The 24,125-nt window shown below is 69.2% G+C and carries 23 protein-coding genes and 1 tRNA gene; 14 read left to right on the top strand and 10 right to left on the bottom strand.

Features of this window, described 5'->3' with window-relative positions; genetic code table 11:
* The first annotated feature begins 31 nt into the window (after positions 1 to 31).
* The 6 genes from MJQ72_RS12435 to cutA all read left to right on the top strand — a co-directional run bounded on the left by MJQ72_RS12435 (position 32) and on the right by cutA (position 5,368).
* The gene (locus MJQ72_RS12435) at positions 32 to 1,324 is read left to right on the top strand and encodes an ABC transporter substrate-binding protein (RefSeq protein WP_240599338.1); all 1,293 of its coding nucleotides are present in this window, start codon (positions 32 to 34) and stop codon (positions 1,322 to 1,324) included.
* Positions 1,321 to 2,286: a carbohydrate ABC transporter permease gene (locus MJQ72_RS12430; protein ID WP_240599337.1), complete on the top strand. Its 966-nt coding sequence runs from the start codon at positions 1,321 to 1,323 to the stop codon at positions 2,284 to 2,286. The genes MJQ72_RS12435 and MJQ72_RS12430 overlap by 4 nt, the downstream gene beginning before the upstream one ends.
* Positions 2,286 to 3,104 (top strand): carbohydrate ABC transporter permease, encoded by an 819-nt coding sequence (locus tag MJQ72_RS12425; protein WP_240599336.1) that lies wholly within the window; start codon positions 2,286 to 2,288, stop codon positions 3,102 to 3,104. Before MJQ72_RS12430 ends, MJQ72_RS12425 begins: the two co-directional genes overlap by 1 nt.
* Before the next feature lie 33 nt (positions 3,105 to 3,137).
* Positions 3,138 to 4,151, top strand: a complete 1,014-nt coding sequence (locus MJQ72_RS12420) for an endo-1,4-beta-xylanase (protein WP_240599335.1) — start codon at positions 3,138 to 3,140, stop codon at positions 4,149 to 4,151.
* Positions 4,152 to 4,615: 464 nt separating this feature from the next.
* Positions 4,616 to 5,023, top strand: a complete 408-nt coding sequence (locus tag MJQ72_RS12415; protein ID WP_240599334.1) for a hypothetical protein — start codon at positions 4,616 to 4,618, stop codon at positions 5,021 to 5,023.
* Between the two features lie 21 nt (positions 5,024 to 5,044).
* On the top strand, positions 5,045 to 5,368 hold the full coding sequence (gene cutA, locus MJQ72_RS12410; protein WP_240599333.1) for a divalent-cation tolerance protein CutA: 324 nt from the start codon (positions 5,045 to 5,047) through the stop codon (positions 5,366 to 5,368).
* On the opposite strand, the gene MJQ72_RS12405 is transcribed toward cutA, so the two are convergent.
* On the bottom strand, positions 5,365 to 6,591 hold the full coding sequence (locus MJQ72_RS12405; protein ID WP_240599332.1) for a helix-turn-helix transcriptional regulator: 1,227 nt from the start codon (positions 6,589 to 6,591) through the stop codon (positions 5,365 to 5,367). The two genes, cutA and MJQ72_RS12405, sit on opposite strands and share 4 nt — an antisense overlap.
* Before the next feature lie 339 nt (positions 6,592 to 6,930).
* Between MJQ72_RS12405 and MJQ72_RS12400 the strand changes: the two genes are divergently transcribed.
* Together MJQ72_RS12400 and MJQ72_RS12395 are read left to right on the top strand one after the other, a co-directional pair.
* Positions 6,931 to 7,137 carry a hypothetical protein gene (locus MJQ72_RS12400; RefSeq protein WP_037341706.1) on the top strand — a complete coding sequence of 69 codons (207 nt, stop codon included), beginning with the start codon at positions 6,931 to 6,933 and terminating at the stop codon, positions 7,135 to 7,137.
* 626 nt (positions 7,138 to 7,763) lie between these two features.
* Complete coding sequence (locus MJQ72_RS12395; protein ID WP_240599331.1) at positions 7,764 to 8,000, top strand: helix-turn-helix transcriptional regulator; 237 nt, start codon at positions 7,764 to 7,766, stop codon at positions 7,998 to 8,000.
* On the opposite strand, the gene MJQ72_RS12390 is transcribed toward MJQ72_RS12395, so the two are convergent.
* Entirely contained in the window at positions 7,961 to 8,149 is a 189-nt protein-coding gene (locus MJQ72_RS12390) for a hypothetical protein (protein WP_240599330.1), read from the bottom strand. The two genes, MJQ72_RS12395 and MJQ72_RS12390, sit on opposite strands and share 40 nt — an antisense overlap.
* A gap of 14 nt (positions 8,150 to 8,163) precedes the next feature.
* Here MJQ72_RS12390 and MJQ72_RS12385 point away from each other — a divergent pair, with 14 nt between their 5' ends.
* Positions 8,164 to 9,018: a site-specific integrase gene (locus MJQ72_RS12385; RefSeq protein WP_240599329.1), complete on the top strand. Its 855-nt coding sequence runs from the start codon at positions 8,164 to 8,166 to the stop codon at positions 9,016 to 9,018.
* 58 nt (positions 9,019 to 9,076) lie between these two features.
* Here the strand turns inward: MJQ72_RS12385 and MJQ72_RS12380 are convergent.
* Positions 9,077 to 9,149 (bottom strand) — tRNA-Thr (locus tag MJQ72_RS12380).
* Between the two features lie 44 nt (positions 9,150 to 9,193).
* Entirely contained in the window at positions 9,194 to 10,762 is a 1,569-nt protein-coding gene (locus MJQ72_RS12375; RefSeq protein ID WP_396426939.1) for an alkaline phosphatase D family protein, read from the bottom strand.
* Positions 10,763 to 10,911: 149 nt separating this feature from the next.
* Between MJQ72_RS12375 and MJQ72_RS12370 the strand changes: the two genes are divergently transcribed.
* The 3 genes from MJQ72_RS12370 (at position 10,912) to otsB (ending at position 16,575) form a co-directional block, all read left to right on the top strand.
* On the top strand, positions 10,912 to 12,477 hold the full coding sequence (locus MJQ72_RS12370; RefSeq protein ID WP_240599327.1) for a threonine/serine exporter ThrE family protein: 1,566 nt from the start codon (positions 10,912 to 10,914) through the stop codon (positions 12,475 to 12,477).
* Positions 12,478 to 12,558: 81 nt separating this feature from the next.
* Positions 12,559 to 14,010 (top strand): trehalose-6-phosphate synthase, encoded by a 1,452-nt coding sequence (locus MJQ72_RS12365; protein WP_016337688.1) that lies wholly within the window; start codon positions 12,559 to 12,561, stop codon positions 14,008 to 14,010.
* Positions 14,011 to 14,046: 36 nt separating this feature from the next.
* A complete protein-coding gene (gene otsB, locus MJQ72_RS12360; protein ID WP_240599326.1) occupies positions 14,047 to 16,575 on the top strand; it encodes a trehalose-phosphatase in 2,529 nt (842 codons plus the stop codon).
* A gap of 76 nt (positions 16,576 to 16,651) precedes the next feature.
* Here the strand turns inward: otsB and MJQ72_RS12355 are convergent, their stop codons facing one another.
* The 4 genes from MJQ72_RS12355 to MJQ72_RS12340 form a co-directional block, all read right to left on the bottom strand.
* On the bottom strand, positions 16,652 to 16,924 hold the full coding sequence (locus MJQ72_RS12355; RefSeq protein ID WP_240599325.1) for a MoaD/ThiS family protein: 273 nt from the start codon (positions 16,922 to 16,924) through the stop codon (positions 16,652 to 16,654).
* Entirely contained in the window at positions 16,925 to 17,977 is a 1,053-nt protein-coding gene (locus MJQ72_RS12350; RefSeq protein WP_240599324.1) for an exo-alpha-sialidase, read from the bottom strand.
* Positions 17,978 to 18,143: 166 nt separating this feature from the next.
* Positions 18,144 to 19,100 (bottom strand): glycoside hydrolase family 6 protein, encoded by a 957-nt coding sequence (locus MJQ72_RS12345; RefSeq protein ID WP_240599323.1) that lies wholly within the window; start codon positions 19,098 to 19,100, stop codon positions 18,144 to 18,146.
* A 115-nt stretch (positions 19,101 to 19,215) separates the two neighbouring features.
* Positions 19,216 to 19,863: a C39 family peptidase gene (locus MJQ72_RS12340; protein ID WP_240599322.1), complete on the bottom strand. Its 648-nt coding sequence runs from the start codon at positions 19,861 to 19,863 to the stop codon at positions 19,216 to 19,218.
* Positions 19,864 to 20,021: 158 nt separating this feature from the next.
* On the opposite strand from MJQ72_RS12340, the gene MJQ72_RS12335 reads away from it, so the two are divergent.
* Complete coding sequence (locus tag MJQ72_RS12335) at positions 20,022 to 20,651, top strand: RNA polymerase sigma factor (protein ID WP_240599321.1); 630 nt, start codon at positions 20,022 to 20,024, stop codon at positions 20,649 to 20,651.
* A 10-nt stretch (positions 20,652 to 20,661) separates the two neighbouring features.
* The gene (locus tag MJQ72_RS12330; protein ID WP_240599320.1) at positions 20,662 to 21,780 is read left to right on the top strand and encodes a CU044_5270 family protein; all 1,119 of its coding nucleotides are present in this window, start codon (positions 20,662 to 20,664) and stop codon (positions 21,778 to 21,780) included.
* Here the strand turns inward: MJQ72_RS12330 and radA are convergent.
* Both radA and MJQ72_RS12320 read right to left on the bottom strand, forming a co-directional pair.
* Positions 21,777 to 23,135, bottom strand: a complete 1,359-nt coding sequence (gene radA, locus MJQ72_RS12325) for a DNA repair protein RadA (protein WP_037335382.1) — start codon at positions 23,133 to 23,135, stop codon at positions 21,777 to 21,779. The two genes, MJQ72_RS12330 and radA, sit on opposite strands and share 4 nt — an antisense overlap.
* 139 nt (positions 23,136 to 23,274) lie before the next feature.
* The gene (locus MJQ72_RS12320) at positions 23,275 to 23,997 is read right to left on the bottom strand and encodes a hypothetical protein (RefSeq protein ID WP_240599319.1); all 723 of its coding nucleotides are present in this window, start codon (positions 23,995 to 23,997) and stop codon (positions 23,275 to 23,277) included.
* Between the last annotated feature and the right edge of the window lie 128 nt (positions 23,998 to 24,125).

The following is a 24,125-nucleotide window of genomic DNA, read 5'->3' as shown; positions in this document are numbered from 1 at the left end:
CTCGGCCGAAGTCGTCAGGAGTGGACTCACCATGCTTTCGAACCGCCGAATCCCCGCCGCCGCCGCGCTGGCGGCGGCCATCCCGCTCGCGCTCGCCGGCTGCTCCGGGGGTACCGAGACCGCGGCCGAGCCCAGCGGACCGGTCACCCTCACCTGGTGGCACAACGGCACGACCGACCCGATCAAGTCGATCTGGGCCCAGGTCGTCGCGGACTACCAGAAGGCGCATCCCGAGGTGACGATCAAGGGGCAGCCGCTGCAGAACGAGGAGTTCACCACCAAGGTCCCGCTCGCCCTGCAGTCGAACGAACCGCCGGACGTCTACCAGTCCTGGGGCGGTGGCGAGCTGGCGTCGCAGGCCACCTCGGGCAAGGTCGCGGATCTGACCGACGCGGCCAAGGACTGGCTCTCCACGGTGGGCAAACTCGCCGAGAGCTGGCAGGTCGACGGCAAGCAGTACGGGATCCCCTGGGAGCAGCACTTCGTCGGTTTCTGGTACCGCAAGGATCTTTTCGCGCAGGCGGGCATCACCGCTCCTCCGTCCACTTTGGACGAATTGAACGCCGCCGTCGCCAAGCTCAAGCAGGCGGGCATCACGCCGATCGCGGTCGGCGGCAAGGATCGGTGGCCGGACGCGTTCTACTGGAACTACTTCGCGCTCCGGGCCTGCTCGGCGGACACGCTGAAACAGTCGGTCAAAGCGGTGAAACTCGATGATCCTTGCTGGACCAAGGCCGGGCGTGACCTCCAGGCGTTCCTGGCCACCCAGCCGTTCCAGCCCGGCTTCACCGGCACCCCCGCCCAGCAGGGCGCGGGCAGTTCGGCCGGGCTGGTGGCCAACGGCAAGGCGGCGATGGAACTGCAGGGCGACTGGGAGCCCGGCACGATGTCCTCGCTCACCGAAGACAAGGACCTCGACTCGAAGGTCGGCTGGTTCCCGTTCCCGGCGGTCCCCGGTGGCCAAGGCGATCCCGCTGCGGTGCTCGGCGGCGGCGACGGCTTCTCCTGCACCACCCGCGCGGTGAAGGCGTGCGCGGACTTCCTGCGGTATCTCGGCAGCGAACCGGTGCAGAACCAGCTCGCGGCGAAGGGCGCCGGACTGCCGATGACCGCGTCGGCGGCCGCATCCCTCAAGACCGAGTCGCTGAAGTCCGTCTTCGACTACGGGCAGAAGGCGCCGTACGTGCAGATGTACTTCGACAAGGCGTTCCCGACCGCGGTGGGCGCCGCGCTCAACGACGCCGTCGCGAACTTCTTCGCCGGACAGGGCACCCCGGAAGGCATCGTCGACGCGGTGAACAAGGCCGCGGCGGGCGACAAGTGACGGCGACGGCCACGCGGGTGCGGGCGGCGGCGCGGCCGTCCGCACCCGCCGTCCGGACGCGGACGCCGGGAGTGCGCAAGAAGCTGGAACTGACCTTCCTGCTCGGGCCGGCACTGGTGCTGTTCGCCGGATTCGTGCTGGTCCCGATCGGGATCGCGGCGTTCTACAGCCTTTACGAGTGGAACGGTTTCGGCCCGCTCGACGATTTCGTCGGCCTCGGCAACTACGCCGACGCCCTGTCCGGCTCGGTGTTCCAGGGCGCCATCGGGCACAACCTGATCATCGCGGGGCTGTCCCTCGTGGTGCAGCTCCCGCTGTCCATCGGGCTGGCGCTGCTGCTCAACCGCAAGCTGCGCGGGCGCGCCGTCCTCCGCGCGCTCGTGTTCGCGCCCTACGTGCTGTCGGAGGCGATCACCGCGGTGATCTGGCTGCTCATGTTGCAGCCGAACGGTTTCGTGGACCAGATGTTGCGCGGCATCGGCCTCGGCGGGCTGGTCCAGCACTGGCTCGCCGACCCCGGGATCGTGCTCTACACCCTGTTCGCGGTGATCACCTGGAAGTACATCGGCTTCGGCATCATCCTGCTGCTCGCCGGGCTCCAAGGCGTGCCTGCCGAACTGCGGGAAGCGGCCGCGCTCGACGGCGCGTCGGCCTGGCAGACCACCCGGCACGTCGTGCTGCCGCTGCTGGGACCGACCATCCGGATCTGGGTGTTCCTGTCGGTGATCGGCTCGCTGCAGCTGTTCGACCTGGTGTGGATCATGACCCTCGGCGGGCCCGCCAACGCGTCGGCGACCATGGCGACCTATCTGGTCGACCACGGATTCAAACGCTACGAATTCGGTTTCGGGAGCGCGGTCGCGGTGATCCTGTTCGTGATCTGTTTCGTGTTCGCGCTGCTGTACCAGAGGTTCGCGTTGCGCCGGGACACCGATGGCGCGTTGACCAGGATGGTGGACTGATGCGCCGCGCCGGGACGCCGGTCGGTTACGTCGCCGCGATCGCCGTCCTCGGGATCACCGTGGTGCCGCTGCTGTTCGTGGTGCTGGGCGGGTTCCGCACCACCGCGCAGATCAACGCCTCGCCCACCGGCCTGCCGGGCCCGTGGGTCTGGGACAACTACGCGGCGATCCTCGGTTCACCGGCGTTCTGGACGTTCCTGGGGAACAGCGCGCTGATCGCGGTGATCGCCACGGCGCTGACCGTGGCACTGGGATCGATGGCCGCGTATGCCCTGTCCCGCTACACCTTCAAGGGTCGCGAGGGGTTCTACACGCTGTTCACGCTCGGCCTGTTGTTCCCGCTCGGCGTGGCGACCCTGCCGCTGTACCTGTGGTTGCGTCAGCTGGGGATGCTGGAGACCTTCTGGGGCGTGGCGATCCCCGAAGCGGCCTTCTCGCTGCCGGTGACGATCGTGATCCTCCGGCCGTTCATGCGGGCGATCCCCGGCGAGATCGAGGACGCCGCCGTACTCGACGGCGCGAGCAGGCTCGGGTTCTTCTGGCGGATCCTGCTGCCGCTCTCCGCGCCCGCGCTCACCACCGTCGCCGTGCTCGCGTTCGTGACCAGCTGGAACTTCTACCTGCTGCCGCTGCTGGTGTTCAACGACTCCGCGAACTTCACCCTGCCGCTCGGCGTGGCGACGTTCCAATCCCAGTACTCCCAGGACACCGCACGCGTGCTCGCGTTCACCGCGCTGTCGATGATCCCCGCGCTCGCCTTCTTCGTGCTCGCCGAACGGCGGATCGTCGGCGGGCTGACCGGTTCCGTGAAGGGCTGATTTCACCGTTCAATTTCCGAAAGGAGATCCACGATGAACACCATTTCCCTGAAACGAACAGTCGCTCTCTTGACCGCCATGGCGGGTGTCGCGTTTTGGAACGCACCAACGGCTTCGGCCGCCGGCCCGCTGAAGGACATCACGAATCGCTACGTCGGCAGCGCCGTCGCGGCGAACCACTTGGCCAACGAAGCCGACTACCGTTCGGTGCTCACCCGGGAATTCGACAGCGTCACCCCGGAGAACGAGATGAAATGGGGCGTCGTCGAGGCGAACCGCGGCCAGTACAACTGGTCCGGCGCGGACGCGATCGTCGACTACGCGCAGCGGAACGGCAAATCCGTCCGCGGGCACACGCTCGTCTGGCACAGCCAGCTGCCCGGCTGGGTCAACAACCTTTCCGCCGGGGAACTGCGCTCGGTGACGCAACAGCACATCAACACCGAAATGGGGCGGTACAGAGGAAAGATCCGGGCCTGGGACGTCGTGAACGAGATGTTCAACGACGACGGGACCCGCCGCGCGTCGGTGTTCCAGCAGAAACTGGGCGACGGCTATGTCGCCGACGCGTTCCGCTGGGCACGGGCGGCGGATCCCTCGGCCAAGCTGTACATCAACGACTACAACACCGAAGGACTCAACGCGAAGAGCGACGCCCTGTACAACCTCGTGCGGACGCTGAAGCAGCAAGGCGTGCCGATCGACGGCGTCGGCTTCCAGGCACACCTCGCGACGCGGTACGGCTTCCCCGGCGGCTACCAGGCGAACCTCGCCCGCTTCGCCGCACTCGGCGTCGACGTCGCCATCACCGAGGCCGACGTTCGCATCCCGATGCCCGCCGACTCGACCAAACTGAACACGCAGGCGACCTACTTCAAGCAACTCTGGGACGGCTGCCACGCCGTCGCCCGGTGTGTGGAGTTCACGACGTGGGGCTTCACCGACCGCCACTCGTGGGTGCCGGACACGTTCCCCGGCGAAGGCGCGGCCTGCCTGTTCGACGCGAACCTGCGGCCGAAGCCGGCGTACAGCCGGATCAACCCCTGAGGGCGGTGGACCCCCTGCGAGCAGCACCGGGGTCTTGAGTGACAACGGGGCTAGCGAATGTGCCCGGTGGCCTCTCGCGGCCCCATCCGCGTTCGTGTCGCGAAAGCCACTTTCGGGACATCACACGTCTCGAAAGTGGCTTTCGCGACACGCCACCTTCGCCTGGCCCGGAGATATTCGATCTTGAGCCGCCAAGGGGGCTCGAACCCTGACCTTCTGTTTACAAGACGTACCAGGTCAGGTTTGGCAGGCACCGGGCGATACTGCTTGATACCTGCGATTCCAGGTCAGAGGCCATTTTCGTGCCGCTTAGAACCGTGGGGTGCCCGCATGTTCTCTAACGTCCGGGCACCCACTGAAGATCCTCATCTCCGCCAAGCGGAGGAGCGAACTTCAATGCGGGATCAGTTCTTACGCCGATTCACCAGCCGACTTGCCGGGCTCCTTCTCCTCTTCGGCATCGTATGCGCGAGCCAACCAGCAGCCACGCGAGCAGCCGCGACGAGTTGCGATCCAGCATCGGTGATCCGGTGGTCGCTCGAGCAACTCGCGAGCACCAGGTGCAAGTGCGGCTCATCTCGCCAGCGGCGATGGAGGCCGAGATCGGCGCGGCGAACGTGTACGGCTACTCCGAGCCCGAGCTGCTGACGTTCTCCACCGGGATCCAGTGCCGCTATCCGGCGGCGACGGTGGCGCACGAAGTCGCGCACGTATGGCAGTTCCGGGCGACCAGCGCCGGCGACCTGTACGCGGCAGTCGGGCACGACCACGCGGAGATCGTCGCGGCCGCGGCCGACGTGCGGCTGATCGCGACCGCCGTGATCTCCGGGCTGGTGTGGCTGGGGTGCGTGATCGTCGCTGCTAGCCGCTGACAACCGCTCTAGTCTGGCGGCATGACTGTTCACCTTGTCGTGACGACAGCTACCCCTGATCGCGAGTCTGGCGAGAAGCTGGCGGGCGCGGCCGTTGCGGCCCGTCTCGCGGGTACCGCGCAGGTCGGTGGACCGGTCACGTCATTCTTCTGGCACCTCGGTGAAAGCGGACGGGGCGAGGAGTTCAACGTGACGTTCAAGACGACTGACGCCAGGTACGCCGAGCTGGAGGCGTACATCATCGCGAACCACCCGTGGGACAAGCCGGAGGTTACGGCCGTCGAGCTGGTCCGCGGCTCTGCGGACTACCTGGCGTGGGCCGAGGAGTCCACCCGCCGCAGCTAGGCCTTCAGACGGGTCAGGAGGTCGGCGACGGCCGGGGTCGAACGGTGGCGGGCGAGACGGCGCGCCACCGTTTCGATCCGGCGTGCCGGGCGGACCGACGTGACACCGGCCGCCAGGTCCGCCGCGTGGCCCAGTGTGGCCGCGGCCTGCTCGACTTCGCGCGCCTGAAGGTAGGACGTGGCTAGCCACGTCAAGTACAGGGACTTGTCCCGTGCGTGTGTGTCGTCGAAGCCCGCCAGGACCCGTTCGAGAACCGGGACCGCGCGCAGCGGCCGCCGGAGTTCGGTCCAACAACGACCGGCCATGATGTCGATTTCGGCGTCGTCGACCCAGAACACCCAGTCGGGTTCTGGCCGGTCGGACGGCTCATTCAGCGTCTCGCGCGCGAGGTTGAGCGCGCGATCCGCCTCGGCCGCTTCCCCGGCGGTTGCATGTGCCCATGCTTTCCGCTCGAGCAGCAGCGCCGAGACCTTCGGTGTTGCCACCCGCCGGGCGACTTCGTACGAGTCCGCGGCGAGGGCGGTTCCGCTCTGCTGCTTCGTGGTCTGCTGGTACGCCGCGTAGGCGAGCGCATTCCCCGCGAGATCCAATGCCCGCGCATCCTCGGCGTTCTGGCGACTGTCTTCGTAGAGCTGTTCCGCGAGTGCGTGCTGCCCGTGGTCGAATGCCGCCCACCCGGCTTGCTGCTGCTGTTCGGCGAGCAACGCGAGCAGTTCCCGCTCGATGTCCTCGGTGTGCCTGGATTCGCGAATCAAACGCTGAGTGAAGTCCGCTTCGGCCCGGTAGACCGGGAAGGTTTCGGCGCCCCCCATGATGTTGTCGAGACGCCGGAGCCGAGCCGTTCGGCGGCGCAATTCGGCGACATCGGAACGGCCGATCCGGCGGGCAGTGGGCTGGTCGGTACGAGCAAGCGGAATTGCCAACGCGGCCATTGCTCCGATGAACTCCCGCCGCTGCACTCCGCCCACCCTCCCCTTTCGCCGTTTCGCCCGTGCAGCCGAAACGGCACGGCTGACCCTCTTCTCTTCTACTCCGAAACTGCCAGCTATGTATCGCTGCCAGAACGGCGTCGGCAGCCTCTTCTCACTCTCCCAACGGGAGATCTCGTTTCGGGTGATGGCCTGTCCCGACAGTTCGGACAGCACGGCGGCCTGATCGGTTTGCGACCGACCCGTGCCGCCTCGCAGGGTTCGGAGCAGTTCGCCAATGCTGTTCTGCTCCACAGGTACCCCTCACGTCGCCCGGCCCCGGATTCTGGCCACCCCTCAGAATGGCCACCCCTCGGGGCTCCTCTCACCAGGCATTGTCGCTCTTAGTGTCAAGAATGTGACTACTCGGGGATGGCGTCTTGAGCGGCAGGTGCGCACGGTCGACACAGTCGGGCGACCGGTTGACGTGATGGTCGGCCTGACCAGAGACGGCGGCGGGCGGCTCGTGGTCGCGATGGCGCTGGGCGATGGGCCTACGGCGGTTCTGCCGGGTGCGAAATTGGCGAGGGTCGTCACGAACTTGAGGCAGGCGCAGGACGACATCGTCCGCCTGGAGACAAAGGGCCGTGGACCGTGACCGCGGTACAGCTCCAGGCGACGCGTGGTGTCGTCACGAAAGCCACGCCGCTCGCTTCACTCAAGCACCGCCGGGTCGATCCGTCGATCTACACCACGTGGCCTGAGAGTCTCGTCCTGAAGCGCCGGTGCCTGCATTGCCAGATCGTCTACAAGGACGGCGGCGACGCCTGGAAGTGCGAACACCACCACGAGGGGATCTAGGCCGCTCGCGACGGCCATTTCACTAGTCCACCCGGCGCCGCGGACCCCTCTCACCCGCGTGGCGTCGGGTCGCCTGGTCGGCGCAAGGGTCCTCCCCTGCGCGCCGACCAGGTTCCAGATCCCCGCCGTCCTGGTTGCCAGAGGACGGCGGGCAGCCGGGAGCGGCACGCGGCGACCTGCTCCCGGCTCTCCCGCCGCGTCTGGGGAATGCACCCGCGGCGGGTGCCGGGGGCGGACCCCATCCCGCCCCCGGCCTTTCAGCCACAACCAGGAAAGGCCGGTAATGGCGCGCGAACGCAACCCTGCGGGGACCAGCCCCACGAATCCGGGGCCGGGCAAGGACACACCCACACGGCCGACCGACAAAAACTCTGGTCCGCCCAACGTCCCCAAGCCGCCGGACCCTCCGAAGAGGGGTAGCCGTGCCCAAGAAACGACGACGGCAACGCGACCGCCGAAGCTGCCTTGTCGGTGGCCAGGCCGGAAACGCGGTTCCCGGGAGCGCGGGGAGTTGGCCACCGGTGCAACCGGCCGGGCCAACTCGCCCGGGTGACACGGGTACGTCATGGCGCTTCGCTTGGCTTCCACGGCCGCCAGGAGGCGACGAGGACGACTAGAATCGGCCCATGCGGTCAGCCCGAGAGATGAGCCGGTTGGCGGACGTGTTCCTTGCGGGAGGCACCGAAGGGCGCTTCTACGCCCAGGATCTCCGGCGTGCAGCGTCCGTCAGTCATCGGCGGCTGGCGGACATGCTCGCGCAGATGCGCGACCTCGGTTGGGTCGACCGCGAGTTCGACGCGTCCACCTCCGACGGGCGGCCGTACTACATGCTCACCGAGGCCGGTCGGCGCGAACTGGCGTAGCGGTCTTCAGCGTCGACCTCGGCGTCGGTGTGCGCCGCGACGATCCCGGCTTCGGCCGGGGCGTTCGCCAGCGCGACTTCATCGTCCTTGAACTGCTCGACGATGCCAGCCCCGGCGGCATGTCCGGTGGTTTCGGGCCGCTGGCCCACGCCTTGTGGTCGGGGTGGCCAGGGTTGAAGTGCGGGTCGGCCGGATGGGCTTCGACCTCAGAACGGGTCAGCTTCGTCTCGCTCATGCGAGCGTCCTCTTTCGGTGGGTCCTACGCGCCCGGAATGGGCACGAGGCGGGTGCCGTCGTCGTCGCGCGGGTCGGCGACCGGGGTCACGAGCGGTTCGGCCTGGCGGCGGACGCCGAACGCTGCGGCCGCGCTGGTGGCCGCCCCGACGAGTGCGATGACGGCGACGAGCAGGCTCTGCAAGGCGGTGTTCTGGTCGGCGGTGATGATGCCGACGCCGGCCTCGGATGGACCGAGGTCTACGACAAGGCGGCCGAGATCGAGATCAACACGCAGCTGACCGAAGTCGAGTACGAGGTAGAGGAGGGCGATCCGAAGTCGGAGGCGTCGACCCGGCGAGTGCCGATCGACGATGAGGGGAAGCGGCTCCTGCGTGAGCACCGCGCCCGGCAGCGTCGTGAACGGCTGCGCGTCGGCCCGGCATGGGTGGACTCCGGGCGGGTCTGGACGCAGCCGGATGGATCGGCCCTTCGGCCGTCGTGGATCGGCGACGAGTTCGAGCGGCATTGCCGAGCCGCGGGCCTTCCGCCGATCCGGCTGCACGATCTCCGGCACGTCGCGGCCACACTCATGCTCCAGGCAGGCATCGACCTGAAGGTGGTCCAGGAACACCCGTCATGGGTCGTCACGCGGGACACCTACACGAGCGTTCTGCCTGAGCTGGCGCGCTCGGCCGCCGAAGCCACGGTGGCCGTCGTACCGCGACGGAAAACGCCCGGGCACCCCACGGGCACCCCGGAGGTCTCGGTAACGCCGACGGGCACCCACGCGTTAGGCCGCTAGCAACAGCTGAAGATAGAAAACGCCAAGTAGATGAGTGTTTTCGGTGGAAGATGAAGTGAGCCGCCAAGGGGGCTCGAACCCCTGACCTTCTGTTTACAAGACAGATGCTCTACCAGCTGAGCTATAGCGGCCTTGCCCAGGGCAGCCTGGGCAAGGCCAGTATATCGGCGCCCGTTCAGCGCTCCGCAGGGCGCACCCGGGGCTCCCCGGCCACCGCCCGGAAGGCGTGCGCGAACGTCACGGAGGTCGCCGGGTCGCGGCGGTCGGCGACGTAGTACCAGTTCATCCGGACGGCCTCCGGGGTCACTTCGAGGACGCCGGGACCGTGCGAGTCGAGTTCGACGAAGCGCACGTGCGGGTTCAGCGCGCGGATCGCGGCCTCGACCTTCAGCGAGCCGGTCCGCGGCGGGACGCCGAGCTGCTCGTCGATGTTGTCCGAGGTGACCGACGGGCAGACGAACTCCACCGCGACGCTCGCTCCGTCCCGCGGCACGTCGTTCGCCCACGACGAGTGGACGTCACCGGTCAGGAACACCGTGTTGCCCCGGCCCTGTGCGGCGATGGCGTCGAGGACCCGTCGCCGGTCGGCGGTGTAGCCGTCCCACTGGTCGGTGTTGACCGTGGTCGGTTGGCCGTCGAGCAGGTCGTCGAGCGCGAGCCGTTCGCGGGTGGGCAGCGCGGGGATCTTGATGGGCGTGACCATCACCGAGTTCCCGATCAGGTTCCAGGACGCGGTCCCGCGCGCGAGGCCGTCCAGGAACCACTCACGCTGATCGGCGCCGAGGATGGTGCCCTCCGCCGAAGCCGCGCCGGGCTGCCGCGTCCGGTATGTCCGCAGGTCCAGCATGGTCAGGTCGGCCAGCCTCCCGAACTTCAGCCGCCGGTACAAGCGGTCGCCGCGATGCCGCACCGGCATCCATTCGAAGTACGCCTGGTGCGCGGCCCGCATCCGGTCCGCCCAGTCACCCTCGGTCGCCGGGTCGTGTGACGGCGATCCGCCGGACCAGGCGTTGTCGGCGGCCTCGTGGTCGTCCCAGGTCGCGATCATCGGGTGCCGGGCGTGGAGCCGCCGGAGATGCTCGTCGGTCTTGTACATCGCGTGACGTTGCCGGTAGTCCCCCAGGGTGATCAACTCGTTGGGCGGTACCGAAGGCCGGAGATCACTTGCAGGGTTGGGATTTCCTTCGTAGAGGTAGTCACCCAGGTGAATGAAGGCGTCCAGGTCGTCACGGCCGGCCAGATAGCCGTAGGGGGCGAAGTGACCGACAGCCCAGTTCGCACACGAGACCACGCCGAAGCGCAGGCTCTCGACGTCCTCGTCGCGCGAAGGCGCCGTGCGGGTCCGGCCGGTCGGCGAGACCTTCCCCTGAGCCGTGAACCGGTACCAATACCCGGTCGACGCGCACAGCCCGCCCGCCGTCACCTTCACCGTGTGGTCGCGTTCCGGGCCGGTCCGAAGGTGACCGCGAGCGACGACACTGGCGAATCCGGCGTCCTCCGCCACCTCCCACCGGACGTCCACCGCCGCCCCTTTTCCGGATCCCGGAACGGCCTCGGGCGAAGGGGTGATCCGCGTCCAGAGGAGAACCGAATCGGGCATCGGGTCACCCGAGGCCACCCCGTGCGCGAAAACCGGGGCCTCCGCCCCGCTAGATGCACCCGAAAGGGTGAATGTCGCCGCGGTTCCGGCGGCGGTGACACCGGCCGCGCGAAGAACGGAACGCCTGCTCACAGAGGACGCCATGGCATGCAGTGTGCCGTAAACCGGCGGGGTCGCGATGATCTTCCTCCGACGTGGCGGACGCCACTTCGGGTTTCCTGCAACGGTCGAGGCACCGGCCCCGATGCTCCTCGGGAATGTCCCTCGAACCGGAGTGAGGAGGTGGATCGATCATGAAGATCAACGAGCACACCAAGGGAGCCCAGCGCGGCGAACGCGGTGTCGGAAAGAACCAGGACGAAACACCCGAACGTGGCGAATGGCTGCTGGAAGCGCCGCGCCAGCGTGACGGAGAGCGATCGATCCCCCAGACTCGCTCGCACCGCCCGAATCTGCTGCGCCGCCGCGCCTGGCAGATCCTCGAAGCGCCGACGGCCGAGCAGCCCGCCGTCGACGTCGAAGAGGCGATGGGCCCGCAGCCGCCGGACGACACGACGGTCAACTTCGTCCTGGACCTCGTCCTGCGCATCGGCGAGGTCCAGATGTCGAGCGGCGCCGGCGCCTCCGACGTCACCGCGACGATCATCGCGCTGACCTCGGCGCTCGGCCTCCCGCACTGCGAGGTCGACGTGATCTTCACATCGATCACGGTGACCTGCCACCGCGGCACCGACATGGCGCCGGTGACGGCGCTGCGCGTCGTCCGCTCGCGCAGCCTCGACTACACGCGGCTCACCCAGACCGAGACCCTGGTCCGCCGGATCGTCCGCGGCAACATCGGCGCCGAAGAGGCCCAGCAGGAACTGCAGCGGATCACGACCGCGCCGCACCCGTACCCCCGTTGGGTGGCCACGGCCGCCTGGGGCGGACTGGCCGCGTTCATCACCCTGATCCTCGGCGGCAGCATCGACGTCGCGCTGGTCGCGCTGGTGATCAGCGCGGTCATCGACCGGCTCGGCCGGTTCTTGAACCGCTTCGCGCTGCCGTTCTTCTTCCAGCAGGTGATCGGCGGCCTGGTCGCGACCCTGTCGGCGATGGCGATAGTCAGCAGCGACCTGCTCACCACGGACAAACCGACGCTGGTCGTCGCGGCGGCCGTCACCGTGCTGCTGTCCGGGCTCTCCACGGTCTCCGCCGTGCAGGACGCCATCACCGGCTACTACGTCACGGCGGCCGGGCGCACGATGGAAACGGCGCTGATGAGTGCCGGGCTGATCGCGGGCGTGGTGCTGGCGCTGAAGATCGCGCTGCTGCTCGATCTCCCCCTGACGCCGCTGCCCGAGGTCGTCTCGTCGACGCCGCAGGACCTGCCGATCATCATCCTCGGCAGCGTCGGCGCGTCGGCCTGCTTCGCGCTCGCCTCGTATTCGACGCTGCGCGCGATGATCGTCGCGGGGGCGGCGGGCGCCGTCGGCGGCGCGGTCTACGGGGCCTTGATGCTGACCGATTTCCAGGCCGTCAGTTCGTCCGCGGTCGCCGCCACGCTGGTCGGTTTCTGCGGCGGCGTGCTCGCCCGGCGCCTCAAGGTGACGCCGCTCGTGGTGGCTGTGTCCGGCATCACGCCCCTCCTCCCCGGCCTCTCCACCTATCGTGGTCTATACCAATTGGGCGTCGAGTCCGGCGGGAACATCTCGACGCTGATGACCGCGGTCGCGATCGGGCTTGCCCTGGCAGCGGGTGTGGTACTCGGCGAATACCTGGCGCAGCCGGTGCGCACGGGGCTCGGCAGGCTGGAACGCAAATTCGCCGGGCCGCGGATGGCGGGTCCGCTGGAACCCGCCGAACGACGCTTGGAGTGATCGCTCGGCGACGGGTCGTGGCCTCCTCGCGCGATAGGGTTTCCGCTTAGGGCAGCGACCCGCGATTCGAGGGAGCGGCTGGTGGACGAAGTGATTGCCGAGACGAGCAGAACGGCCTCCGCGGATTTCGTGGTGGTGGCGAACCGGCTCCCGGTGGACCTCGAACGGACCGCCGACGGAAGCAGGCGCTGGACGGCGAGCCCCGGCGGGCTGGTGTCGGCGCTCGAACCCTTCCTGCGGTCGCGCAAGGGAGCCTGGGTCGGGTGGCCGGGTGTGCCCGACGTCGACGTCGAGGAGTTCGACGACGACGGCCTGGTACTGCACCCGGTCTCCCTGACCTCGGACGACGTCCGCGACTACTACGAGGGCTTCTCCAACGCGACGCTCTGGCCGCTGTACCACGACGTGGTGGCGCGGCCGGTGTTCGACCGGAGCTGGTGGGAGTCCTACGTCCGGGTGAACCGGCGCTTCGCCGAAGCGAGCGCGAAGGTCGCCGCCGAGGGCGCGACCGTGTGGATCCAGGACTACCAGCTGCAACTGGTCCCGGCGATGCTCCGCGAGCTGCGTCCCGATCTCCGGATCGGGTTCTTCCTGCACATCCCGTTCCCCCCGGTCGAGTTGTTCATGCAGATGCCGTGGCGGACCGAGATCGTCCGCGGCCTGGTCGGGGCCGACCTCGTCGGCTTCCACCGGCCGGGTGGCGCGCAGAACTTCCTCTGGCTGGCGCGGCAGCTGGCCGGTCTCGAATCCAGCCGCGGCGCGGTCGGCATCCGCACCCGCCCCGGCCTGATGCAGGTCGGCGACCGCACGGTGCGGGTCGGCGCGTTCCCGATCTCCATCGACGCCATCGGCCTCGACAAACTCGCCAAGACCAAGGGCGTCGCCGAACGCGCCGCCCAGCTGCGCCGTGACCTGGGCAATCCGAAGAAGGTCCTGCTCGGCGTCGACCGGCTCGACTACACCAAGGGCATCGACCTGCGGTTGCAGGCGCTGCACGAGCTGCTGCACGAGGGCCGCGTCCGTCCGGAGGACGTCACGTTCGTCCAGCTGGCCACACCGAGCCGCGAGCGCGTCGAGCACTACCAGCGGATGCGCGGCGACATCGAGCAGATGGTCGGGCGGATCAACGGCGAGTTCGCCCGCGTGGGTCACCCGGTCGTGCATTATCTGCATCAGTCCGTGAACCGGACGGAGCTGGCCGCCTTCTTCTCCGCGGCCGACGTCATGGTGGTCACTCCCCTGCGTGACGGGATGAACCTCGTCTGCAAGGAGTACGTCGCCTGCCGCCACGACCTGGGCGGTTCGCTCGTGCTTTCGGAGTTCGCCGGCGCCGCGGCCGAGCTGACCAGTGCGCTCCTGGTCAACCCGCATGATCTGGACGGGGTGAAGAACGCCTTGGAGACTGCCATTACGCTCGACCCCGCAGAGGGACGCCGCCGTATGCGCGCCATGCGTCGACAGGTCCTCACGCATGACGTCGACCGCTGGGCGCGCTCGTTCCTCCAAGCGCTCGGTGCCGAACCGGCCGACTGATCCCCCTACCCCGCATACTTTCCCGAGGAGAAATCGTTGACCGCCGAGGCACTGCCCGCCGAGCTGCGGCGCGCGATTGTCCAGGTCGCGCGCACCCCGCGGCTGCTGGTCGCCTGCGACTACGACGGCACGCTGGCTCCGATCACGGCCAACCCGGACGAAGCCCGTCCCCTGCCCGAATCGGTAGGCGCCCTCAGGTCGCTCGCCGGCCTGCACGAGACGACCACCGCGGTCATCTCCGGCCGCGCGCTGCGCGATCTCGCCACTCTGTCCCGTCTCCCGGCCGAGGTGAACCTGGTCGGCAGCCACGGGTCCGAGTTCGACATCGGCTTCATCCACGCGCTCGACGACAAGGCCCGCGAACTCCACAGACGGCTCGAAGCCGAGCTGGAGAACCTGGTGCTCGACGTGCCGGGCGTCTCGCTCGAGGTCAAGCCCGCGAGCATCGCGGTGCACGTCCGCCGCGCCGAACACGAGGCGGGCCGCCGGGTTCTCCGTGATGTCCACAATGGACCTTCGAAATGGGAGGGCGTGTCCACGACCGACGGCAAGGAGGTCGTCGAGCTCGCGGTCGTCCAGACGGACAAGGGCCGCGCGCTGGACACCCTGCGCCACCAGGTCGGCGCGACGGCGGCGGTCTTCCTCGGCGACGACGTCACCGACGAGAAGGCGTTCGCCCGGATCTCCGGCCCGGACCTCGGTGTGAAGGTCGGCGACGGCGAAAGCCTCGCCCAGTACCGGGTCCCGGACACCGTCGACGTCGCGATGGCGCTCGCCTTCCTGCTCGAAGAGCGGCGCAACTGGCTCTACGGCGAGCAGGCGCCGCCGATCGAGCGGCTTTCCCTGCTGGCCAACGAACGTTCGGTCGCGCTGGTCACGCCAGACGCCCGGCTGACCTGGCTGTGCCACCCCGGCCCCGACGCGCCCGCGATCTTCGCGGACCTGCTCGGCGGCGCCGGCGCCGGTCACTTCTCGATCAAGCCGCACCGCAACGGCCTGCCGCTCGGGCAGCGTTACCTGCCGAACACGATGACGGTCGAGACCCGCTGGTCGCGGCTGCTCGTCACCGACTACCTCGAACCGGAGAGCCCCGCGCACCGCACGGATCTCGTCCGGGTGATCTCGGGCGAGACGGCGGCGGAGATCGTGTTCGCGCCGCGGCCCGAATTCGGCGGCGTGCCGGTGAAGCTGGTCGCCGAGGGCGACGGGCTCCTGGTGCAGGGCACCTCGGAACCGTTCGCGCTGCGCTCGCCCGGCGTGGAGTGGGAGATCACCTCCGACGGCATGAACGACACCGCGACGGCGCTCGTCACCCCCTCCCCGGAGAACCCGGTGGTGCTCGAACTCCGTTGCGGCACATCGGATCTCGGCGCACACGAACTGTCCGAAGTGGACCGCCGGGCGCGCGCGGGCGACTACTGGAGCACCTGGGCGCGCACGCTCAAGCTGCCCAGCGTCCAGACCGACCTCGTCGGCCGGTCGGCGCTCACCCTGCGCGGACTGGTGAACACCGACACCGGCGGCGTGCTCGCGGCGGCGACCTCCTCGCTGCCGGAGGAGATCGGCGGCGTCCGCAACTGGGACTACCGCTACTGCTGGATCCGTGACGCGGCCATGACCGTGCGCGAGCTGGTCCACCTCGGCTCGACCGAAGAGGCCGAAGGCTACCTCCGGTGGCTGCACGGCGTTCTGTCCACTTTGGCCGGTCCGGAACGGCTGCACCCGCTGTACACCTTGGCGGGCAGCGTAATCGGCGCCGAAGCGGTCATCGAATCGCTGCCCGGGTACGCCGGTTCGCGGCCGGTCCGCGTCGGCAACCTGGCGAACCACCAGGTGCAGCTGGACGTGTTCGGCCCGGTCGTCGAGCTCGTGCAGACGCTGGCGGAGGCGCGCGGCGAGCTGCGCGACGAGGACTGGCAGATGGTGCGCGCGATGGCCGAGGCCGTCACGCGGCGCTGGAACGAGCCGGACCACGGCATCTGGGAGGAGCGGCACGTGCCGCGCCACCGGGTGTACTCGCGGGTGATGTGCTGGGTGACCATCGACCGGGCGGTCAAACTGGGCGAGGTCTACGGCCGTGCGGTGCCGGGCGCGTGGCCTTCGCTGCGTGACGAGATCGCCGCGGACGTGCTGGAGAAGGGCTGGAACGAAGAGGTCCAGGCCTTCACCACCGCCTACGACGGAACGGACCTCGACGCCGCTTCGCTGTTCGTCGGGCTGACCGGGCTGATCGATCCGGCCGACCCGCGCTTCCAGTCCACGGTGACCGCGATCGAGGCGGAGCTGCGCAGCGGGTCCACCGTGTACCGGTACCGCCGCGACGACGGCCTTCCCGGCGGCGAGGGCGGTTTCCACATCTGCGCGGCCTGGCTCATCGAGGCGTATCTGCTCACCGGGCGGCGCACCGAGGCCGAGGAACTGTTCACGCAGATCGTCGACGCCGCGGGCCCGACCGGTCTGCTGCCCGAGCAGTTCGACCCGATCGCGGAGCGGTCGCTGGGCAACCACCCGCAGGCGTACTCGCATATCGGGCTGATCCGCTGCGCGAACCTGCTTTCCCAATAGGAGCTGAAGGACGCTTTCCCCGCGTCTCAAGAGGTGAAGGGCGCTTTCCCCGCACAGGATGCGGGGAAAGTCCCCTTCAGCCCCCGGCGACCGACGGGATGATCTGCACTTCCGCAGCCTCCGCGAGCGAGGTCTTCGCGCCGTCGAGACGGCGGCATTCCTCACCGTCCACATAGAAGTTCACGTATCGCCGCAGCGCGCCCGTCTCGTCACGCAGACGGCGCTCCAGCGCGGGGTAACGGGCGCCGAGCGAGTCCAGGACGGCGTCGAGCGTCGGGGCGTCGACTTCGAGCGTCCCCGCGCCGCCCGCGAGCGGCCGCAGCATCGCGGGCAGCAGGACCCGGACCATCTAGACCACCTGGGCCCGAACGCACAGCACGTCCGGCAGATGCGCGGCCACCTGATGCCAGCTGTCGCCTCCGTCGGGACTGGCCCACACCTCACCGGATCGCGTGCCGAAGTAGATACCGTCCCGCGCGTCGACGCACATGCCGTCCCGGAGCACGCCTGCGTAGAAACCCTTGTCCGGCAAGCCGTTTCCGAGCCCCGTCCAGGTCTCGCCCGCGTCCTCGCTGCGGTAGACGCGGCAGCGGCCCTCCGGCGGGAAGCGGAGCACGTCGGCCACCAAGGGGAAGTTGTAGACGGTGTCCGGCTTGCTCGGATGGACGACCATGGCGAATCCGAAATCGTTCGGCAGCCCGCCGGCGATGGACTTCCACGTCTTCGCGTCGTCGTCGCTGCGGTAGACACCGCCGTGGTTCTGCAGGAAGAACCGTTCGGGCCGCGCCGGATGCATCGCGACCTTGTGCACGCACTGCCCGAATTCGGGCTCCTCGTCGGGCAGGAATCCCGCGCTGATCCCGCGGTTCGACGCCGTCCAGCTCTTGCCGCCGTCCTCGGTCCGGTAGACGCCGCCCGTCGACATGGCGACGGTGATCCGCCGGGGATCCGTGGGATGCGGCAGGATCGTGTGGATCATCTGGCCGCCGCCACCGGGAGTCCAGTGTGGACGGTGCTCGTGATCCCACAGGCCGCGCACGAGTTCGAAGGTCTCGCCGCCGTCCTCGGACCGGAACAGCGCGGACGGCTCGACACCGGCGTAGACGACGTCACCGGCGAGCACGATCTGCCAGATGCCTTCGAGCGCGGTCTCCGTGTCGGCGGGGAAGGCCACCGGGGCGTGATCGGGTTCGGCCCAGGTCTCGCCGAAGTCCCCGGACGTCGCGATCGTCGGGCCGAAGTGCTCGTTGACCGCGGCCGCGTAGACCTTGGCGGGGGTCAGCGCGACCGCGCGCACCGCCTCCATCGGGAACTTCGGCTCGGAGAGTTCCCAGTTCTCGCGGTCCTCGCTGCGGGCGAGGAACAAGCCCTTCCTGGTACCGATCCCCAGCTGGAACTCCACGGCGACGCCCTCCTCGATAGAGACTGTGACTCAGGTCACCGTACTACCAGGAGTGTGGAAATGGAGGCGTCGCGCCGGCTGCTGTCCAAGGGGTCGTGGCCTTCGCCTTCTCGGGAGAACGAAGGTCACAGACGAGCAGCCGGCGCGACGGGCTTCAGGGGTGCGGTCAGGTGCCGCTGATCAGGCGCAGGGCGAGATCGGGGCTGAACTGACCGGCTTCGACGTTCGGCGCGATCCCGCATTTGCCATCGGAATCGCCGGGCACCTTGACCCAGAGGAGCATCTCGGCGCCGCCGCCGGTCTGCGAGGTCGCCCCGAGCTTGCGCCCGGCCGGGTTGCACCACTCGGAGCCCAGCGGGCCGTTGCCGTTGCGGCTCGTGTCGATCACGAACGGCTTGGTGTAGCCGTACTTGCTCGACAGCGCGGCGCTGACCGCCTTGCCGTAGTTCGCCGAATCGGTGGTGGTCTTGTAGTTCGACACGTTGATCGCGAGACCGCGGATCGACTTCACCCCGACGGCGTTGAGCCGGTCGGCCATGGTCGCGGCCGGGATCCAGGTCGAGTTGCCGCCGTCCATGTACGCCCAGGTGTTCGGGGCCTTCGCGGCGAACTGCTCGGCGGCGTACTTGAGGAGGTCGAGGCGGGTCTGGCGCTCACCGGTGGGCAGGCAGTCGACCTGCGCGAGCGCGTCCGGCTCGATGACGACGACCGCGGGTTTGCCGCCGATGCCGTCGGCGAAGTTCGAGATCCAGGTCCGGTACGCCTCCGGGCTGCCCGCGCCGCCGCCGGAGTGGCCGCCGCAGTCACGGCCGGGGATGTTGTACGCGACCAGGATCGGCAGCTTGTCCGCGACGTCGGCGGCGTAGGTGTAGCCGTCGACGGCCTTCTTGATGTCGCCGCTCCAGTTGCCGAACCAGCGCGCGCCGGCCTTGGTGGAGATGGCGGCCTTGATCTTGTCGGCGGTGCTGCCCGGGTGGTCCTTGACCCAGACCGCGGGGTTGGAGTTCGGGTCGACGTAGAAGCCGTTGGTCTTCTCGAGCGGGTTGCCGTCGGCGGCCATGGCCGGGGTGGCGGCCAGGGCCAGCAGCGAGGCGGCCAGCAGACCGAGCGTCTTGATGCGCATGCCCGTCAGCTTCGAGCCCTCCCGTACAAGATTCGTACAACCCGCGCGTTTCGTCCTCTGAATGCGGTCCTTGCGCGTGCAAGTAACGCGTTCAGAGGACGAAACGCGGCGGGGATCAGGCCGAGTAGCCCTTCGGCGGGATCAGGGTGGCGAGCTGGTTGAAGGTGAGCCAGTAGATCTGGTTGCCGCCGAAGTTGGCCGGGTCGGCGATCTTCACCGTCATGTTGTCGCTGTTGTAGCCGATGATCGTGAAGTAGTGGTAGATCGTGTAGTTCGGGTAGCCCGGCGGGTGGTTGTCCGCCGGGGCGACGATGTTCGCGACGATCGCGTAGCCCTTGTCGATGTCCAGCACGATGTCGCGCCACAGCAGGTCGCGCTGCGCCTGGGTCGGCGGGTCGTTCGGCATCTCCTTGGTCTCGTACCAGCCACCGGCGACGTGGTTGTTGAGGACGCGGGTGACCTGCCCGATCCAGTCGGTGCCGTTGGTGGTGGTCGGCAGTTCGTTCGCGAGCTGCTGCTGGCTCGGCGGGTTGCCGTTCTTGGCCGAGATGGCGATCCGGGTCGCGGCCGGGCCGCACCAGTACCCGGTCTCCTGGATCTGGTACTGGATGTTGAGCTCCGCGGCCGCCCGGACCCCTTCGACCTTGGCGGGCGGCGCCATCGCGTTCACGTCAACGGCATTGCCCGCCTGGGCCACCGCCGGAGCGGTGATCAACGCGGACGCCGCGAGCGCGGCGACGACCACGGTCCTGAATCGACGCATGGTAATCCTTCCCCAGTTTCACTTTTGAATGGTGAATAGTGAACATGATCGCCGGTCCCGCGGCTTTTGTCTGCGGCTTCACCTGCGCTTTCCCCGGTCGGCCCACGACGAAAGTAGGATCGGATGAACGCTGGAGGGGTCATCGGGCAAGAGCGATCGTGCAGGTGATGAAAGACGATCACGAGCAGGCCGGCTCGCGTGGACCGGACAGGCCGGATCTCGGTGGCCCCGATCCCGCTCCCGTCTTCGGCATGCTCTTCGACGCCCACGCGGCTCCGCTCCAGCGCTATCTCGCGCGCCGTGTCGGCACGGAGACCGCGCACGACCTCGTCGCCGAGACGTTCCTCGTGGCACTCCGGCGGCGCGAGACGTACCGCCCGGAGGCCGGGACGGCGCGGGCGTGGCTCTACGGCATCGCGACGAACCTGCTGCGGCATCATGTCCGCACCGAGATGAGGGCCCTCAACGCGACGGCCCGGCTCGCGGCCGCCGACCGGCCGGTCTCGGCCGGGCACGACGGCCGCGTCGCCGAGCGGGTCGACGCCCAGTCCCGCGCGGCCCAGCTGGCGGGCGCGCTGGCCGAACTGAGCGCCGCGGACCGCGACACCCTGCTGCTGGTCTCGTGGGCGGGCCTGGATCCCGGCGAGGTCGCCGAGGCGCTGGGGATCCCAGCCGGGACGGTGAGATCGCGGCTGCACCGGATCCGGAGATGGCTGCGCGCCAACGCACCGGAGTCCACAAAGGACGGATCGAGCAAAACGGAGGAGGGCGAAAGTGCACGGCGATAGGGTCAGGAAGGTGTGGTCGGAGGCCGAACTCGACGAGGCGCTGGCCGGCCTCCACGCCGGGCCGGAAACCCGGCAGGACGAGCTGTCCCGTGCCAGGGCGGCACTCCTGCGCGCCGCCGGCGAGGTCGAGGACGAACTGCTCCCGACGCTCGCTCCCCGGGCGCGCAAACGGCCCGGCGCGTGGCGATGGATCGCCGCCGCGGCCGCCGCGGCACTGGTGTCCGGCGGTGGGATCGTGGCGACGAACGCCTTCACCGACGGCGACGGCACGGCCCCCGCGGACCACTCGGTCACCGCCCCGGGCGAAGACGTCCTTGATTCCCTCCACGGCGACGACTTCCCGCTTCGCGACGACCAGTACCGGCTCGTCACGGAATCCACCTGGACCACGCGCGTCACCAAATCCGGCCTGGTCTACCAGACCCACGAGATCCTCGAACGCTGGCTGCCGGTCCCTGGCTGGAAGCCCATCAAGAGCCGGTTCACCGGGACCGGCGAGATCCGCTGGATCAAAGGCGACTACCAGACGGCGATGAGGAACGGGGAGGCGCTGCCGGGCCCGTCTTCCACGGTCAGCGAAGGCGGCGGCGCGCCGCCGACCACCACCACGACGTCGGTGCCGCCCCCGAGGGCCACCAACGCGCCTCCGGTCCTGCCGCCGCAGGACCGCCTGCCGTCCGAAAGCGGATGGACGCGGCCCGATCCCGGCTTCCTCGAGGAACTGCCCATCGACCCCGTGAAGATGGCCGAGCGGCTCCGCCACGACGGCATCTGGCCGGACGGCCGCCCCTCGGGACAGCAGAACTCGACGCCCGAGATGTTCGAAATGGCCTTCAACGTGCTCCGCTCGTCCCAGGGCTTCGGCGCGCAACGGGTGGCTCTGTGCAAAGCGCTCGCGAAGATGCCCGGCATCGTCTTGGAGACCGTGACCACTCCTGACGGGCGGCCGGCGTTGTCGTTCTCGGTCACGCTGCCGAACCAGACGCGCACGTTCATCGTCGACCGGGCGACGGCGGCCGTCGTCGGGAGCCGCGCCGTCCGGCCCTCCGATCAGCGGGAGGAGTGGCCGGGGCTGACCTTGTTCGACACGAAGATCTCGGTGACGATCACCGACGACGGCGGCCCCTAACGGGCGTGTTTCGCGGCGTTGAGCGCGCTTCCGACGTCGGCGACCTCCAGTACCCGGATCCCCGGCGGGATCTTGCCGGAATCCGGCGGCACCAGCGCGTACGTGAACCCGAGCCGGGCGGCCTCCGCGAGCCGCCGCCCGACGCTCGGCACCCGCCGGACCTCACCCGAGAGCCCGACCTCGCCCATCGCGACGAGTTTGGGCGAGAGCGGGGTGTCCCGCGCCGACGACATCAGCGCCAGCACCACCGCGAGGTCGATGCCGGGCTCGGTGATCTTCATGCCGCCGACCGTCGCGACGTAGACGTCCTTGTCGCCGACCTTGATCCCCGCCCGCTTCTCCACCACGGCCAGCACCATCGCGACACGTGCCGAATCGAGGCCGCTCACCGCGCGCCGGGGCTGCGGTGACTGGGTCGCCGACACCAGCGCCTGCACCTCGCCCAGCAGCGGCCGCTTGCCCTCCATCGTCACCGTGACCGCGGTGCCCGCGACGGGCTCCGCGGTGTGGCTGAGGAACAGCCCCGACGGGTCGGGCACGCCGACGATGCCCTCCTCGACCAGTTCGAAGCAGCCGATCTCGTCGGCGGCGCCGAAGCGGTTCTTGATGCCGCGCAGCATCCGCAGCGTCGAATGCTTGTCGCCCTCGAACTGCAGGACGACGTCGACCAGATGCTCCAGCACCCGCGGCCCGGCGACCGAACCGTCCTTCGTGACGTGGCCGACCAGCACGATCGGCAGCCCGCGTTCCTTGGCCAGCGCGACCAGCCCGGAGGTGACCGCGCGGACCTGGGTGACCCCGCCCGGCGCGCCCTCCACCTGCGGGGAGGCCATGGTCTGGACCGAGTCGACGATCAGCACCCCCGGCTTGACCGCGTCGACGTGGCCGAGGATCGCGGAGAGATCGCTCTCGGCGGCGAGGAACATCTCGTCGTGGACGTTGCCGGTGCGCTCGGCACGCAGGCGCACCTGACCCGCCGACTCCTCGCCCGTGACGTACAGCGCGCGGCCCGCGGTGGCGGCCCACTGATAGGCGACCTCCAAGAGGAGGGTCGACTTGCCGACACCGGGCTCCCCGGCGAGCAGGATGACCGCCCCCGGCACGAAACCGCCGCCGAGCACCCGGTCCAGCTCGGAGACTCCGGTGGGCTTCGCGCGTGCCGTCTCGACGTCGACCTCGCCGATCGGGCGTGCCGGGGCACTGGGCGCACCCGCCGCGACCCTGGCTATCGCGGGGCGGGCGTCGCCGCGTTCCTCGAGGGTTCCCCACGCCTGACATTCGGGGCAGCGCCCGACCCACTTCGGCGCCTCGTACCCGCACTCACCGCAGCGGTAGGTGCTGCCTTTCTTGACCACTCCGCGAGGCTAGCGGCCACCACCGACAAACCCCGGCACCGACGGGCTGAAGGGGACTTTCCCCGCATCCGACGCAGCGAAAGGGCCCTTCACCGCATGTCATGCGGTGAAGGGCCCTTTCAGCCCGGCTTCGGAAGATCTAGTGCCCGCCGCCTTCGGCCTTGGGCTTCTCCGGCGCGGGCGCCCGGCTGCCCGGGTGCGACGGCGCCGCGACCGGCAGGTCCACGGTGATGGAGCCGGAGTTCTTGAAGACGAAGGTGACCTTGATGGTCTGGCCCGCCCACACCGGCTGCTTCAGCCCCTGCAGGACGATCGTGGCCTTGCCCACCTGGTCCGGCGCGTTGGTCGTCTCCGGGCCCGCGGACGGCGTGACCGTCCCGGCGGAGCTCGACGGGGCACCGGAAGACGAGGGCGCACCCGACGAGGACGGCGCACCCGAGGACGAAGCCGGCGCGGAGGACGCCGGGGCGCTCGTCGGTGCGACCTCCTTGGTCGACTCGACCGAGTCGGACGGGCCGATCACGACCGCGTGGCTCGCGGCGACGACCTTGGAGCCGGTGATCTTGGCGTCAGCGGCGGCTTCGGAGGAGACCGAGACGAGCTCGTCGTCCAGCTTGCCCTGGTTCACGATGGTCAGCGTCAGCGGCGCGGCGGCACCGGCCGGGTACGCCTGGCCCTCGGTCGGGAACTGGAGCGCGGCGTTCCGCAGCACCAGGTCCTTCGCCTGCGCGTACGTCCCGTTGACCGCGGGCTGCTGCGAGTCGGTCTGGGTGATCTGACCAGCACCGCAGCCGGCGAGCACGAGCGCGGCGCCGAGCGCCAGCACACCTGCGCCGAACACGCGACGATTCTGCAGCCTCACGTCGGAGTCCTTCCATCTCACGGCCTCTTCACCGCGAAGACTAGCCGGGCGCCTTCGCGGGCCAAGAACCCGGTGCGTGTTGGCACCCCACCAATGCGGTGACGCGCCCAAGATCAACCGTCCACAAA

Origin of the sequence: Amycolatopsis sp. EV170708-02-1, from assembly GCF_022479115.1 — a bacterium.
Taxonomy (GTDB): domain Bacteria; phylum Actinomycetota; class Actinomycetes; order Mycobacteriales; family Pseudonocardiaceae; genus Amycolatopsis.
The sequence above is the reverse complement of the archived record's forward strand: the minus strand, read 5'-3'. Positions and strand labels throughout refer to the sequence as shown.